General features: G+C 56.0%; 11 protein-coding genes, 1 tRNA gene and 1 pseudogene. 7 read left to right on the forward strand and 6 right to left on the reverse strand.

The genetic code is table 11. The features are described 5' to 3' along the window. The first annotated feature begins 181 nt into the window (after window positions 1–181). From VOY09_RS10250 to VOY09_RS10270, 5 genes and pseudogenes are all read left to right on the forward strand, one after another. Complete coding sequence (locus VOY09_RS10250; protein WP_322894914.1) at window positions 182–784, forward strand: hypothetical protein; 603 nt, start codon at window positions 182–184, stop codon at window positions 782–784. Continuing rightward, a complete protein-coding gene (locus tag VOY09_RS10255; protein WP_322894915.1) occupies window positions 781–1734 on the forward strand; it encodes a hypothetical protein in 954 nt (317 codons plus the stop codon). The genes VOY09_RS10250 and VOY09_RS10255 overlap by 4 nt, the downstream gene beginning before the upstream one ends. Before the next feature lie 181 nt (window positions 1735–1915). Beyond that, window positions 1916–1990, forward strand: a tRNA-Gln gene (locus VOY09_RS10260). A gap of 731 nt (window positions 1991–2721) precedes the next feature. Further along, window positions 2722–3892, forward strand: a pseudogene (locus VOY09_RS10265) (IS3 family transposase). Window positions 3893–4768: 876 nt separating this feature from the next. Beyond that, window positions 4769–5644 carry a hypothetical protein gene (locus tag VOY09_RS10270; protein WP_322895369.1) on the forward strand — a complete coding sequence of 292 codons (876 nt, stop codon included), beginning with the start codon at window positions 4769–4771 and terminating at the stop codon, window positions 5642–5644. Between the two features lie 165 nt (window positions 5645–5809). Here the strand turns inward: VOY09_RS10270 and VOY09_RS10275 are convergent, their stop codons facing one another. The 6 genes from VOY09_RS10275 to VOY09_RS10300 form a co-directional block, all read right to left on the reverse strand. After that, on the reverse strand, window positions 5810–6871 hold the full coding sequence (locus tag VOY09_RS10275) for an ROK family protein (protein WP_322895370.1): 1062 nt from the start codon (window positions 6869–6871) through the stop codon (window positions 5810–5812). A gap of 26 nt (window positions 6872–6897) precedes the next feature. Next, window positions 6898–7938, reverse strand: a complete 1041-nt coding sequence (locus VOY09_RS10280) for a sn-glycerol-3-phosphate ABC transporter ATP-binding protein UgpC (protein WP_322895371.1) — start codon at window positions 7936–7938, stop codon at window positions 6898–6900. Continuing rightward, on the reverse strand, window positions 7938–9431 hold the full coding sequence (gene argH, locus VOY09_RS10285; protein ID WP_322895372.1) for an argininosuccinate lyase: 1494 nt from the start codon (window positions 9429–9431) through the stop codon (window positions 7938–7940). Before argH ends, VOY09_RS10280 begins: the two co-directional genes overlap by 1 nt. 2 nt (window positions 9432–9433) lie before the next feature. Continuing rightward, entirely contained in the window at window positions 9434–10291 is an 858-nt protein-coding gene (locus tag VOY09_RS10290; RefSeq protein ID WP_322895373.1) for a carbohydrate ABC transporter permease, read from the reverse strand. Beyond that, window positions 10291–11037 (reverse strand): sugar ABC transporter permease, encoded by a 747-nt coding sequence (locus VOY09_RS10295; protein ID WP_323811278.1) that lies wholly within the window; start codon window positions 11035–11037, stop codon window positions 10291–10293. Before VOY09_RS10295 ends, VOY09_RS10290 begins: the two co-directional genes overlap by 1 nt. A gap of 194 nt (window positions 11038–11231) precedes the next feature. After that, on the reverse strand, window positions 11232–12473 hold the full coding sequence (locus tag VOY09_RS10300; protein WP_322895375.1) for an extracellular solute-binding protein: 1242 nt from the start codon (window positions 12471–12473) through the stop codon (window positions 11232–11234). 283 nt (window positions 12474–12756) lie between these two features. On the opposite strand from VOY09_RS10300, the gene VOY09_RS10305 reads away from it, so the two are divergent. Both VOY09_RS10305 and VOY09_RS10310 read left to right on the forward strand, forming a co-directional pair. Next, window positions 12757–14010 carry an ROK family transcriptional regulator gene (locus VOY09_RS10305; RefSeq protein ID WP_322895376.1) on the forward strand — a complete coding sequence of 418 codons (1254 nt, stop codon included), beginning with the start codon at window positions 12757–12759 and terminating at the stop codon, window positions 14008–14010. An 18-nt stretch (window positions 14011–14028) separates the two neighbouring features. Next, on the forward strand, window positions 14029–16383 hold the full coding sequence (locus VOY09_RS10310) for a PIG-L family deacetylase (protein WP_322895377.1): 2355 nt from the start codon (window positions 14029–14031) through the stop codon (window positions 16381–16383). Window positions 16384–16385 lie beyond the last annotated feature (2 nt).

Consider the following 16385-nt stretch of genomic DNA (forward strand, 5'->3'; position numbering starts at 1 on the left):
ATCCCCCTCGGAAAACCGCTTGGAAGAAGCAGGCAACTTGAAGAAGCCCTTCGGCAATGGCATGGGGGTGTAGTAGCACCGCTTCTTGGTGGCTCGGACCGACCAAAGCGCCCCTGATAAGTATGAGCCTTACCGTCTTTTGGTTAAAAGAAAGCCGTCAGCATTGAAGACATCTAGGGTAATGGACGAGCTGAAAGAACGGCGATTCTTCGCGCTTGAAAGATCAGCGGGTCGACCAGCACAGATACTCAGAGAGCTACTTCAGCAGTTCGATCAGCCAATGCTAAGGTACTCCTATCTACGCCCCGGATCGATCAGTGCTCTCAAGTCGCTAAGTGGTATCCACGGCTTTGGCGAATTCCCGTTGCACACGGACGGTGCACATTTGCATCACCCACCAGACTTTCTAGTTTTGATGGCACCGAAAGTAAGGACCACGCCCACGCTGATATGCGATCCGCAGAGTGTGATTGACTTAAATTCCGAGGAAGCCAAGCAAGCTGTCTTTTCTGTGAAACGCCAACGTAGGACTTACCATGTGCAGTTCCGAGTATCCAAAGGCGGTGTCAGCAGCATCCGATACAATCCAGACATCATGATCCCCAAGAACATCGCTGCTCAGGATATTCAGGCAAGAATGCTCGAACTTAGAAAGCATGCGATCAAAGTGCAGTGGGAGAAGTTCGCATTGCTTATCTTGGACAATCGTTTCATGCTTCATGGTAGAGGACAAGTAAGTGGAACTGCATCCTACATGAGACGTCTTGAGGTAAGATTACCATGAGTTGGACGACTGAGGCGTATCTCTCTAAAGCACAGTCCTATTGGGGCAAGGGAACCAACAAGGAAAGAGGAAGCGACGATTACATTTTCGCCGTCTCTATGTGTGTCGAGTTGACCATCCGTGGTGTGCTTTGCAGCTTTAACCCTGCTCTCAACGCTGCGATGGACGAGGAAAGCATCCTTTTTTCAGTAGGGGTTAATCCAAACAGGCCTGCAAAATCTGTTGATTTAGGTACAGCTTTTAGTCGTTTAATCCGGCTCGTGCCACAGGTCACCGAACAGGAGCAAGCCGCGATCAGGGCGCTAATAGACATAAGAAACCGAGAACTACATTCGGATGAGGCAGCGTTCGAAGGAATGGCCTCCGATACCGTGATGCCAAGCATTCTGTCGTTCTTAGTGCGCGTTGCTGATGCAATTGGACACGATCTGGAACAGCTGCTTACGCCGTCGGATGCGATGCAAGCCAGAGGAACTTTCGAAGCACTGTCGAAAGATCGTTCGCGGCGAGTGAGTGAATTGATAAGAATCCAGAAGGACCGCTTCTTTGGTCAGTCAGAAGTAGAAAGAAATCGCCTCTACGAGGAAAATGCGCCGAAATTTTCATCGGCTGTTATGAATTCAGGTCACCACGTGAAAGCGTTGAAGTGCCCGTCGTGCGGCGGGTCGGGGATACTTGGTGGGAGTCCGGCTGGGCGCTCATCAGCGTTACTTGACGACGACGGTATTTTCCATGAAATCCGAATTATTCCATCTGTCTTTTCTTGCAAGATTTGCAGTTTAGAGATTAAGGGGCTTGATGAGCTTATTTCCGCGAAGATGCCGCATGAATTCATCTCGAGAGATGATGTTGACGCGGTGGCACACTTCGGTATCGATGTAATGGAGTACGTCGACACAGACGAAATCATTCGTGAATACAATTACGAGCATGAATATATGGACGAGTAGTCCGCACCGCATTTCCCTCGAACTGGTTCGTTGTCCAAGCCGTTCATCACCAACGTCTGGTGTCAATAAAGTAACTTACGGGGGGAGGGTACCGTGGCTAATGCCCCAACCGATGCCCCAAGGTGTGGCTTCGCCCCTCCGTGAACAGGTGCATTCTTCGCAGTAGACAGCCCCACGCTGATGGGATGTAGCCAAGTGGTAAGGCAACTGTTTTTGGTACAGTGTACCGTAGGTTCGAATCCTACCATCCCAGCCAGCTGACCTTTCTGTGTGTGATATCCGGCGTGAATTGGAACCCATCCAGCCTTAGATGGAAACTTTGACGGGCAAGAATGGGATCAGTATCATTTTTCAGGTGTTTTCCACGGAAAACCTCTGCCAATTTGTGTTCTCGGGCACTTCGAAAAACAGGGCATAAACGCAGCGGCCCCATCAGGCTCTCAGATCGGGTGGTACTGCCGCAAGCGAGAGACGCCGAGCGCAACTCCATTGCTCCAAATTTCAAGACATTCGCAAAAGTAAGCGCAAAAACTATGCAACGGGCTTTTTGAAAACGTTGCGGAGCTCAGTTGACTTTTAACCAAGCGGCCCCGAGTTCTTCGTGGTAACAGTATCGTCCATACGAAGGGCGGAAACCGGACCTTAGCTGCGTCTGCACAGCTTCTGTGCCAGAATTGCAAAAGCTGCCATTCAAGCCGTAGCAGACCGAAGTCCCTATGTTGCGCTGCGCACCAAGATCGACTTTGCGCTGAAAGCATCATTTGCAAACCCCTTCCTGTCGCCAGATCAGACTATGATTTTAGCTACGGTGCCGCGATCAAGCTGTCGCTCGCCAGGAGCGCAGCATGAAACGGGAATAGCCATGCGGCTAGTCCGGTCATTCAGGGGGATGCGCTAGCCAAATCACTGAGCTACCCCCCGAAATTCGGACACTGACATAAGCTACGATTTGCAGTTTGCTGATCTTCAGTACGAAGGAGATCAGAGATGTCGAAACGCAAACAACATGCGCCCGAGTTCAAAGCGAAGGTGGCGCTGGAAGCCCTGAAGGGCGAGGAAACCGCTGCTGAGCTGGCGAGCCGTTTCGGGGTGCATCCAACGATGATCCATCAATGGAAGCGTGCCCTGCTCGAGGGTGCGTCGGGCGTGTTCGAACGCGGCGGCCGGAACAAGCCCGAGGTCGACGCGGAGCAGGTGAAGGAACTGCACGCCAAGATCGGGGAGCTGGCGGTGGCCAACTCTTTTTTGGAAAGAAAGCTCAAGCCGTGGGGCGGGAAGTGAGGCGCGGCATGGTGGAGCCTGATCATCCAGAGCTGTCGATCGGCCAGCAGTGCAAGCTGTTGTCGATCGCACGATCATCCTTTTACTACGTGCCCAAAGTTACTACGTGCCCAAAGGCGAGCCCGAGCAGAACCTCAGCCTGATGCGGCTGATCGATGAACAGTTCTTGGAAACGCCATTCTTCGGCGTCCAACAAATGACCTTGCACCTGCGCAACGACGGTCATCTGGTGAACGAGAAACGGGTACGTCGGCTGATGCGCCTTATGGGGCTGATGCCGATCTACCAGAAGCCCAACACAAGCAGGCCGGGACGCGGGCATAAGACCTATCCCTACCTGCTCAGGGGGCTGAGGGTAGATCGCCCGAACCAGGTCTGGTGCTCGGACATCACCTATCTGCCGATGCGGCGCGGGTTCCCGTATCTCGTCGCCATCATGGACTGGCACACCCGCAAGGTCTTGGCCTGGCGCATCTCGAACACGCTGGAGGCCGAGTTCTGTGTCGAGGCGCTGAACGAGGCCATCCACAAGTTTGGTCCGCCCGAGATCATGAATACCGATCAGGGCAGCCAGTTCACATCTTTCGCTTGGACGGACCGTCTGCGCCGGACCGGCGTGCGCATCTCGATGGATGGCAAGGGTCGCTATCTCGACAATATCTTCATCGAGCGGCTCTGGCGGACCCTGAAATACGAATGCGTCTATCTGCACGCTTGGGAGACCGGGTCGCAAGCAAAGGCAGGCATCACGAAATGGATGACCTTCTATAACCACCAACGCCCACACTCAGCTCTTGGCGGCAAGCCACCAGCCGTGGTCTATTGGCTGAGAAAAAACGAAACCCAACCCGATCAGCAGGTGCAAAAAGTAGCTTAATCAACGCCAGATACTGTCCAGCCGATGGGGAGTAGCTCAAAACCCTCATATCAAGGAACCGTTCCGGGACCCTATCATGAACGCAGGGAAATTCGACGGCCCGACAGCGCGATCACCATGCACGCCATTCACAAGCTCGAATGGTATACACTGAGATAGAGGATCTACTAAAAAAGAGCCTACTGCATAGCTAAATTTTCAAATGAGCCAAACAAATAAAAAGGCCATTAGCACAATGATTGCAATATAAAATGAATATCTGTTACGCCATGTCGTGGTTCGCCAGCAATGGCCACATCTGTTTGTGCCGAACTTCAACCCACAACCGCACCTATCACATTTAAATACTCTATAATAAAAAATATTTTGCATGTAATTGGCCCATTATAAATAACTTGGTTGAAGTGTTATAGTGGGTGTTTGAAGTTAAAATGCTACCGCTCACAACACTAAAAACACATCTTCACCGTTTTTGTACACCTTCCGTTCCACCCATTTATCTCGATAGGCAGTACAGCGGTGATACTCGTAAACTACAACCTTGAAATATATTTGAAACTTAAATTGGACGCACGCCCCAAAATTGAAGCCTACGTCAAAGAATACGCCTAAATGCAGCACGCAAACGCTACAGATCCTAATTTACCTGCGCTACATCACGAAAAGCTAAAAATTTTCGACGTACTCTCTTATCACCTCACCGCCATTTATAATCGGCACCGCATCAAATGTACGAGCATACTTCAACATATGATCGACATCTACGGAAGCATGAAGTCATCTAAGCCCAAAAATGATCTGTGATCAGCATGAAAATATGCTAGGGTTCATAATAAAATCATCCATTATTATATGAAATAACTTACGGAAATCAATGTGATACCTCCGATTTATCAGGCTGAAGAGATGGCCCAGATGCCTGTTTTCTTGAAGGCGATTTCGCAAGAGGCACAGGATATCCTGACCACCCACTCCAAGATCCCGAACGAGGTGCGTTTCGTCGCTGATATGCGCCGTTGGGTGCTGATACACATGGCCATTGCGATACATTTCGAACATAAATGTGACCCTCAAAAACCGCGACTTTCACCCAAGACGCTTTATCAATCTATTCAGAGCACTGGAATTGCGAGCCGGAATACTGTTCATGCATTCCTGCAGGCGTTGACCAGGGTGCAGCTAACCGAGCTTCCGCCGAGTGAAAAGATTCGGCATCATGCGCCAAAAATATCTAGAAAAACTGAAAGACTTATCGGACTGTATTTCGATATCCATCTGCGGGCGCTAGACACTTTGGATGGCTGCCAGCGCAGCCTGTACTTACGGCAAAATCAGTCAATGCTGTCGCGCCTGCAACCAACTTTTGCGCGCGGCGTCTGTCTTTCGCCACAATGGTTTGACCCTCCCGAAGATATCCGTTGCTTCTCTTATAGCGCCTCCGGCAGCAGCATCCTGCACGAGTTGCTTCTTGCAGCAGGATCAGAACCGCCCGACCGGAACGGTCGGATATGGATTGATCCCATCGCAACGCCCGGTTTCGCACAACGCTATCAGGTTTCGACAGCGCATGTTTCGCGCATGTTAATGAAAGCAAATGATAGGGAAGCCATCGGATGGAGTCGCCCCGGCAGGCGCGGTGATTGCTGGATTTCAGAACGGCTGAGAAAATCTTACCTGCGGTGGCAGGCGGAGAAGCTGTCAACCCTGTCCGTTGCATTTCGCGAGGCAAGCAAGACGTCCATTTCGATGTAAGGTCTCCATGAGGCGGATGTATCGACTTGGCAGCTAAAAGGGCGACCGTCGCAAAAATACCCTGTCGATGGCTTCGATAACAGAAACGAATGAGTTCTGGCCGCTAAGAGATGTCCACAATCTCCGCCACGACCTTCATCGGAAGTCATCCTTCATGGCTGGTACCTATGGATACGCCCCCGCCAAGACATCGGCGTAAGTCAAACGTGCCGCGCGTACTGCTCCAATGACACCCGCCCGGTTGCCAAGTTGGCTGACCCGGCAGTCAGGCACCGGCATGCCGTTCGGCATGATACGTGCAAGTTCTGCCGTAATCCTCTCAAGAAGCGCGGGCTGTGATCCGATACCACCGCCAAAGACGAACAGAGCCGGGTTGACGACGGAGTCGACGGCGAGCACCGCTTGCGCGGTTCGCTGTGCCAATCGTTCCATGACGAGATTGAAAGCGGGATCATCGTCCGTATTCTTGCTGATCTCGCGCAACGTGTGGCCCGGATGACGCCCCCCGCTCGCACGGTAATCGGCAACCAGCGCTGCACCTGATACGACGCTTTCCAAGGCCCCACAGGCATGTGTCTTTTGATCGCTTGGATCTGCTCCGATAGGCAGTGCTGCAATCTCTCCTGCAGCTCCCTGTGCCCCGCGTAGGATCCGGTCGCCCCAAGCCAGACCCATACCGATGCCGGTACCAAGCGCCACGAAGGCCAGCCCACCGGTCAGAACATCGGCCGAAGAACCGTGGCCCAACCAGGTCTCGCCCAAGGCCGCGAAGTTCACATCATTCTCTACCACGACTGGCATGTTCAGACGTTCTGATAATACTGCCCGCATGTTGTGACCAGCAAAACCGCTCAGGTTCGGTGCGCGGTCGAGCATCCCCGTCACCGGATGAACCGCACCCGGCAGGCCAAAACCAGCGGCACGCACGACCCCCGGGGTTCCGGCCGTCATCTGTGCCAGATGTGCGGCTATCAGATCCAGAACTGCGTCCCCGCCACTAGCTGGTGTTTCGGACCTACATTCGGCCAGGACGTCACCGTTTAAGTCGGTCAGGACAGACTGAACCTTGGTGCCGCCTATATCCGAGCCAAAAAGATACCCTGCTTCTGCAACGAAACGCCCTGTCTGATCCAGCCAGCCAGCCGCCGAAAGGTCCATATCAGGCCGGGCGGCGGCGCCACGTAACTGCGTTACCAACCCGTCCCCCAGCAGGTGGGCGGGCTGCATCAACGGAATGTTCATTCGCGGAACACTCATGCGCGACCCAAGGCTTTTTCGGTGACAGCATCGAATAAGTGAACCTGACCACGCGGAGCCTTGGCCGTCACCGTTGATCCGATTACGACCCCGCCATGCGGCGGCGCGGTAGCAATGATAGACCGGCCAGCGATTTCGAAATGCACAAGCGTCTCGGGGCCAAGTGGCTCCACGGCAGTGACAGTGCCGGTCAGCGTCAGTCCCGGCTGCGCGATGTCGCTGCCTACCAGCAAGTCATGCGGGCGCACGCCGGCCAAAACAGACGGATCGCCCTCGGCCAAAGACACGAGTCCGTCGGCTTGACTCGCGGGTACGATATTCATTGAAGGTGTCCCGATAAAGCGGGCGGTGAAAACGTCGACCGGGTTGTCGTACACATCCATCGGCGGTGCGGCCTGCAGGATATGTCCATCCTTCATCACAACGATCCGGTCTGCCATCGTCATCGCTTCTACCTGATCGTGGGTGACATAGGCGATGGTTGTGCCAAGGCGGCGGTGCAGATCCTTGATCTCGATACGCATCTGCGCGCGCAATTGTGCATCGAGGTTGGACAAAGGTTCATCGAACAGGAATCCGACGGGATCGCGCACCATGGCGCGGCCGATAGCAACCCGCTGGCGCTGCCCGCCCGAAAGCGCTGACGGACGACGGTCCAATAGCGGCGTCAGCCCAAGAAGTGCGCCAGCCGCCTCTACCTTTTCAGTCTTCTCGCCCTTGGACAGCTTGGAGGTATATAGACCGAATGCGATATTCTGGCGCACCGTCATATGCGGGTAGATCGCATAGTTCTGGAAAACCATCGCCAGGTTACGCTCCTTTGGATCGACTTCGTTGACGACGCGGTCGCCAATCCGGATCTCGCCACCAGTGACCTCTTCCAGCCCTGCAATCATGCGCAAGGTCGTCGATTTGCCACAGCCGGATGGACCGACGAACACCACGAATTCACCATCTGGAATGAGAAGGTCGATGCCGTGAATAACACGGGTCTTGCCATAGGCCTTCACGAGACCACGAAGTTCAAAAGTAGCCATCAGCGGGTCTCCATCAAGGCGATAAATGCGGTATCCAATGCCTCGCGGGCAGCAGTTTCGCGCCGGGCATAGGTCTGGGCTGTCGTTTCATAATCCGCCAAGGCGTCACGATAGACCTCCAATGCGTCGCGCATCGGGACCTCACCCGGGCCGCCAAAGCGGTTGCGTACCCTCACGAAATAGTCAGGCGATACGACCTCGGCGAATGCGTCAGCCTGCATCTGCGTTTCCCGCCCCACGGTGTTGCGGAACGCCGTGCAGAACGGACCGTACCCCCCAGAAGCAAGGCTTTCACCCGCGCTGACCACCGCTTTCGCAGTTTCCGCGGCGATTTCGTGCGCTTGTCGGAACGAAACGCCTTCCTCTCGAACCATGGTATCAGCAAGCTCGGTAATCGTGATACAGGCGCGGTCAATTGTATCGGCGACACGGGCATCATTGATCCGCAGCGCAGGCACGAAGGCCGCCATCAAGCGGATCACCCGGCTGCCCGTCTCGAAGGCGCTGTAACCTGCGGCCTGACTTTCGCCTTCGCTGTCGTTCATATCGGTGAACGGCGTATTATGCATGATATCTTTCATCATCCGCGCACGGCCCACAGTCTGCGACGCAAGATGGCGCATATGTTCGATCGGCACCGGATTGCGTTTCTGCGGCATGATCGATGATATCTGCACAAAGGCATTGGGCACATAGATCTGCCCCACCTCAAAGCTGGACCAGACCTGAAAGTCCTGCACCAGGCGGCCAAGATGTAGAAACAGCAATTCCACCGCCGCATAGGTTGCCGTGATATAGTCGACAGCCGCAATGCAGCTGTAAGAATTGCGCTGAGGTGCCGCAAAACCCAGCAAATCAGCCATTAACTGCCGGTCAATCGGAAATCCGGAGGTCGTAATTGCCGCGGCTCCCATAGACGAAAGGTCCACAACCTTGCGCGCCTCGTCCAGCCGGGCGATGTCTCGGATCAGCACCTCTATCGCCGCAGACAAATAGTGGCCAAAGGTGGTCGGCTGTGCAGGCTGCCCGTGGGTATAGGCAACGATCAGGGTCGCGCTTTCCCGGTTGGCAGTGTCGATCAGAGCCGCCAGCAACGAACGACATTCTGCCAGTAATCCGTCCAGCCGGGCCTTCAGCGAGATCTTGAAAAGCGTGTGATCAATATCGTTGCGCGATCTGGCGGTGTGGAGTCGCCCGCCGGTATCGGCCCCCACGCGCGCTTTCAGTTCGGTCTCACGCAAAAAGAAATAATCCTCCACCTCGCCGGTATAGCTCAGGGTAGCAGGATCAATATCGCGGTCGATCTCGATCAACGCACGGGCAATGCTGGCTGATACATCCCGGGGCAGAATCCCAGTACGGTCCAGCATCACAAGATGCGCGCGGTCGATCCGACGGAACCCTTCGGCATGGTCATGGCGCGCATGATCGAAGAGGGGCCCAAGAACCGTGTCTTTGTAAACCGGGTCTGGAAAGGTCGTGTTGTCGGTCATTTTCATCCCTTTAGTCCCGCGAGCATGACGCCGCGCACGATGTAGCGTTGCAGAGCAAGAAACACGAGCAGAGTAGGAATCGTCGCAATGGCCGCCCCTGTCATGATCATCTCCCACTGGATCGCTTGTTCGACGGCAAAACTCGTCAGCCCAACCGGCAATGTATAAAGTTCTTTCGACGTGGTCGAAATCAGCGGCCAGAAAAAGGCCGTCCAATTTCCCAGAAAGGTGAAGATGGCCAAGGCCGACAATGCCGGTGTCACCAGCGGCATGGCGATCTTCCACCAGATGGTAAACTCGTTCAGCCCATCCATCCGGGCGGCCTCGATGAAATCATCTGGCACAGTCTCAAAAAACTGCTTCATCAGAAAAGTGCCGAATGCTGTCATCATCCCCGGGAACATGATGCCCCAGTAGCTGTCGAGCCAACCGAAATTTGCCGACATCAGATACCATGGGATCACAAGCATCTCGGTCGGGATCATCAGGGTCGACAGGATCGCGATAAACACGAACATGCGCCCGCGGAACCGGAATTTGGCAAGCGTGTAGCCCACAAGACTGTCGAAAAAGACGTTGGACGCAGTCACGCAAATCGCCACAAAGGCAGAGTTTAAAAACCAGCGCAGAAATTGCGCTTCGGTCAGAACTTCAATGTAATTGGCCAATGTCGGGTTCTGCGGGATCAGCCGCAGGTCATAGATCTGGCCAGCAGTCTTCAGTGAGGTCGAGAACATGAACAGGATGGGTGTGATCATCAGCATCCCGCCGATGAACAACACAGTCCAGAGCACGATCCGGCCCGGTTTGATCCGCGCAAAAGGCAACGGGGTGGTTATCGCCGTGTCGGTTACAGCCATCAGCGTGTCCTCAGAATCCAGAGTTGCAGCAGCGAGATGATCAGCAGGATCGTGAACAGCACCACCGTCTGCGCCGCCGCCGCCCCCATCTGGTAGGAATTGAACGCGGTCTGATAGATCATCAGCACCAGCGGCTTGGTCGACCCCAGCGGTCCGCCCGGGTCATTGGTCGTCATGTTGTAGACCTGATCGAAGATCCGCAGAAATCCGATCGAAGAAAAGACAACAAGAAAGATCGTCGTCGGCTTCAATAACGGGAGGGTGATCTTGCGCAGGATCGCGAAATCGCCGACGCCGTCGATCTTCGCCGCCTCGTAATATGTCTGTGGAATGGACCGAAGGCCGGCCATGAAAATGATGATCTGAAAGCCGAGGCCCGCCCAAATGGCCGTCACCATGATAGATGGCAGCGCCCATGTGGTTGAACGTAAGAAATCAAGCTGGCCCATGCCCACCGCTCCCAGGACCGAATTGATGACCCCGGTGGGTGCAGGCTGATAGAACCAGCGCCAGACCCATCCCATTGCCGATGCAGTCGTGATAAACGGCAAGAAGTAGAGCGCCCGCAAAAACGTATGCCCAAACCGGATGCGATCAAGGAAATATGCAATAATGAACGACAGGAACAGACTGATTGGTGTTCCGATGATCAGATAGGCAAAGGTATTGCGAAATACTTTCCAGAACTCGGCCGAGGCGAACATCTCGCGGTAATTCTGTAAACCGATATATTCCGGTGGCGACATCAGGTTCCAGTTGGTGAAAGACAGCCGGAAAGCATCAATCGTCGGGTAAAACCTGATGACACTATAGAATAGCACGGGTAGGGCCAAGAAGGCCCAGACCCAGATTGCACGGCGCATACGCATCGAGAGGCGCGGCGCAGATTGCGGTGATATTTGCGTCATCGCCATGTCAGCGCGGCTCCTCTTTTTGCAACTTATCGCGCGCGGTCGATGATTGCCTGTTCGGCGGCTGCGGCCTCGGCGAGGGTGTCCTCAACCGACTGACCCTGCAAGAAGACCCGGTTCGCCATATCCATTGTCACCTGACGCTGTGCCTGCTCATCCACAAAAGTGGTGGTATGCGCATATTCCAGCCCTTTCAGGAACGGCGCATAGATTGGGTCAGCAAGGTTGGCCTCGGTCAGTGCGACCTCGGGTCGGGCAGGCAGTTCACCCACAACCTCAAGCCAGAGCTGCATCGCCTCGGGCGAGGACAGATATTGCAAGAACTTGGCAGCAGCTTCCAGTTCTTCACCTTCGGCACCCGCACCAATACCATTCGCGAAATACGAAGCATAGTTCGACCGCAGACCCTCGGCATTGGCAGGCAATTCAGCCACGCCCCATTCAAATCCTTCAATGTCGCGGAACGACCCCAAACGGAAAGTACCATCAATGGTCATAGCGGCACGACCGGCGCGGAACGCAGCCTGCCCTTCGTCCATGAAACCGGTATAACCGACTTCATGTTTGGTGGTCAGGTCCGTGTACCACTGCGTTGCGGCCAAGCCTGCCTCACTGTCATAAGTGACAGTGGAGTAATCGGCACTGTAAGGCTCGCCGCCGAACTGCCGCACCAGCACTTCACGCCACCATTGATGGTCCTGACCACCCATCTCGACGGTAAGGCCGACCGTCGTGTAATTACCGCCACTGTCCTTTACCGCCAGCCGCGAGGCGTAGTCGACCAATTCGTCAAGTGTCTCCGGCGGGTTATCGATCCCGGCTTCGGCAAACAGGTCCTTATTGTAAAACAGCGCCAGCGACCGCACGGCGGTCGGCAAGCCATAATAATCATCGCCCCGCTTCATCGCAGTGACAATGGGAAAGAAATCGGCTTCGATTTCTTCGGTAGGAAATACGTCGGTCGGCAAAGGCTGCAAAACGCCGCCATTCACGAAATTGTCCGTCCAGCCATAAAACATCTGGAGCACGTCGGGGCCGTTGCCGGACATATTCGCCGCCACGACGCGGGTCTGATAGTCGGCATAGGGGAACGTGACGTGGTTGACGGTGATGTCAGGATTCGCCTCTTCGAATTGCTCGATAAGCTGGTCGACCGCGGCCACGCGTGTATCGAATATATACTGCCAATAGTCGATTTCGACCGCATTAGCGGCTGTTGACGAGACGATGATCGTCCCTGCCATCAAGGTCGCTTTGGTGATGTAATTCATGTTTTCCTCCGTTGGGTGGGATTGACCCTGTCGCGTGATGCAGCGTTCCTTTGCCGACGATTGTCTTGTTTTAACGGCCTCCCCCCAAACGCCGCTGCAAGGGGATTGACGATCAAGCTGGACCGACACGACCCCTGCCGTCAATAAAATAATTTACTTGAGTTATTAAATTTGTCATGTCAGCTTCAACCTGACCCGGGCTGGACAAGGAATCTACCCGCGTGTCTGCTCCTGATGCAGGTTATCGTGACGGCACGATGCCAATGACCCAAAGGACCCGGACATGACAGTTTCACCCTTTTCGGACACGGCCCCGGCCGCCAGTGCGCCGCCGTCCGCAACGCCGCGTCCGACGCGCACCGCCAAAGGCAAGAACCCCGGTCGTAGCCGGGAACACAACCGCCGCGTTGTTCTGGAACTTCTGCGCCGCAGCGGGCCGATGGGTCGCAAGGCCTTGGCTGATCTGGCGCATATTTCGACTCAGGCTGTGACCAATATCATCGACGAATTGATGAACGACGACATGCTTCTGGATTTGGGCCGCAAGCGGACCGGGCGGGGTATGCCGCCGATCCAGTATGCAATCAATCCGAACGGAGCGATCACCATTGGTCTAGAGATTGCCGTAGGCTCACTGACCGCCGTGGTGTTAGACCTCGGCGGTAACATGCGCGCCAAGGAAGTGACGACTTTGCCCGACATGACGGCCAACATCGTGCTTGACCTGATAGGCGATATAGTCGCCCGCCTTCGCGCAAAGTTTCAGGCTCAGTTAATGGGCATCGGCGTTGTGATGCCCGGACCGTTCGAGATCGAGGGACTGACCGGCGTCGGCCCGACGACCTTGCCCGACTGGTCTGGTGTCGATGTCGCAGCTTTGCTGAGCAAGCGGTGCGGCGTGTCTGTCACCGTTGACAACGACGCCAACGCCGCCGCAGTGGGCGAGATGCTGTTCGGTCAGGGGCGGTCGGTGTCCGAATTCTGCATGCTCTACTTCGGCGCAGGGGTCGGCATGGGTGCCATGGTGGCGGATCAACCGCTCAAGGGAGCCTTCGGCAACGCAGGCGAGATCGGCCATATCGTTGTGGTGCCCGACGGGCTGCCCTGCCAGTGCGGGCAGAAAGGCTGCCTTGAACGCTATGTCTCGCTGCATGCGCTTTCAGAATGGATGACAAAGGATGGCGTGACGCCAGACAGTGCGGCCTTGCTGCGTTTGCATGGGGGACAAGATCCTGCGCTTGAAGCATGGCTTGACCGCGCCGCACCACACCTGTCTTGGATGATTGGCCTGCTTGAAAATATCTTTGATCCGCAGACCGTCATTCTGGGCGGCAAGATGCCGCAGCCGATCCTGGACGATCTGATTTCCCGATTGGCCGTTCCCACCAGTGTCGCCAACCGACGCGACCGCGTCTTGGCCCGGGTACAACGCGGCCAGACCGGAGAGGAGTCCGCCGCACTTGGGGCTGCGGCTTTGCCCTTCTTCAACGCCATCACCCCGCAACTTCACCAGATCGAGGATCAGGCCATTGTCTGATCCCAGCCAAGGATTGCCATGACTGCCCACCAAGACCGCCTTGCCCGCCGCGAAGCCGCACCTGCCTTGTTGCGCTTGTCGCGTGCCCTATCACGCTTAAACAGCGTCCTGACCGTGATGAACACGGGGGCGCATCCCGACGACGAGCAAAGTGGTCTGTTGGCCTGGCTGCGCTTCGGTCAGGGGCTGCGGGTCGTTGTCGCCTGTTCCACCCGGGGCGAAGGTGGACAGAACACATTGGGGCCTGAACGCGGTGGCATGCTGGGCCTGATCCGCACCCGCGAGATGGAAGAGGCCGCACACGTTCTGGATTGCGATGTGGCATGGCTGGGTTTCGGACCAGACGACACAGTGCATGATTTTGGCTTTTCCAAGGATGGTGACGATACGTTTCATCGTTGGAACGAAGTAGTGATTGTCGAGAGACTTGCGCGCGCTTATCGGCACTATCGTCCGGATATCGTTCTGCCGACCTTTCTGGATGTGCCCGGTCAACATGGTCATCACCGCGCGATGACCCGTGCCGCAGAACAGGCCATTGCCTTGGCCGCCGATCCAGACAAATTGACGGACCATCCCGCCCCGCCCTGGACCGTGACGCATCATTATCTGCCCGCGTGGTCAGGCGGGGGTGGCACCTACGACGACGCGCTGCCCCCTCCGCCAGCAACGCTGACGATAACCGCCGCACCGCAAGATCCGACCACCGGCGCCACCTACACCGAGATAGGCCAGTGGTCGCGCGCGCGCCACGCGTCGCAGGGGATGGGGCATTGGTCTGACAAACCTCAGGTCACCTGGCAACTGCACCGCGTCAACGGGGGTGTTGAACAGCTTCTTGCCGAATCCCTGCCCCACACGGTCGCAGACCTCGCCCAGCTTGCTGGCCCGGCGTCGCAGGCACTCATCACTGCCGCCGATGCGATTACCAAAGCCCAGTCTGCGTTCCCGGACACCAAGGCAGTTCAGACAGCACTGGCGCAGGCTGATGCGGCGATGGAATCCGCGCAGCAGATGGCGAACCTGGATTTCCAGAACGCCCATGGCCACCGCCTTGCCCGCAAGCGCCGTGAAATCGGTCTGGCGCTGGCAGAGGCGGCTGGCCTGTCATTGATCGCGGCGCCACAAAGCGCAGCACTTGTACCTGGTGGTAGCGGAACTATTCATGTCGTTCAGACGACACCTTTTAGTGCCACAGACGTCAGCATTTCGCTGAAACTTCCCGTCGGTGTCTCCGGAGGGACCGCCTCAATGACAGATCGCGCTGCTGATCTGACGCTACAGGTCGATCCGGATGCACCCTTCACCACGCCATTCGTTGCAGGTTTCGATCCACTCGGCGGAAACGGCCATAGCTGGCTCGTGTTGTCAGCGAACATCGCCGGTCGACAAATCCAGATCAATGCTGATCTCGAACACCCGCTGACTATCGTGCCAGTCCAAGATGTTGCGATGCACCCTGCACGCTTCATCCGCCGCACAGGCGACGCCGGTCCGCTGACAGCGACTGTGACCGGGACGCCTGATTTCGACATTCCGCAAGGATGGGACCTGGTACAAGAGGGCACCGCCCTCACCATCACTCCACCCGCCAATCTGGGCCCGGGACTTGTTGCGCTGCCCGCGCATATCGGCGGGCGAGAGGCGCAGGCGACAACAACGGCTGCTTATCCGCATATCGGCACATTGCGGTATGCAGCACCAGCCAGCATGCAAATCCTGACACTGGATCTGACACTGCCAGAACAAGCCCGGATCGCCTATATCGGATCAGGAGATTCCGTAGGGCATTGGCTGTCGCGTCTGGGTCTTGACGTCACGCTGCTGGACGATATCGCCCCGCAAGAAGATTTCGCCGCCTATACCACCGTCCTGATTGGCGTTGTGGCATATGGAAACCGACCTGATCTGAACGCCGCCACCAACCGCCTGCACGCCTTTGTCGAAAATGGCGGGCATCTGGTCACGCTTTACCAGCGTCCCGATCAAGGCTGGGACAGCGCCACGACACCACCGCGCAGACTGAAGATCGGCACACCCTCTCTGCGCTGGCGCGTGACAAACCCCGCAGCAGAGGTCACGATCCTTGATCCTGACCACCCGCTGTTGACAGCGCCAAATGTCATCACGCCTGCGGACTTCGACGGCTGGGACAAAGAGCGCGGGCTTTATTTCGCAGCCGACTGGGATACAGCCTACATACCATTGCTCGCGATGTCGGACGCGGATGAAACCCCTCTGAAAGGGGCGCTGGTGTCTGCACCGATAGGCAAGGGGCGACATACCCACACCAGTCTTGTGCTGCATCACCAGATGGACCGCATGGTGCCGGGCGCATTCCGGTTGATGTGCAACCTTATCCAGCCCATCTGATC

This window comes from Yoonia sp. 67-2 (assembly GCF_035117555.1).
Classification (GTDB): Bacteria; Pseudomonadota; Alphaproteobacteria; order Rhodobacterales; family Rhodobacteraceae; genus Yoonia.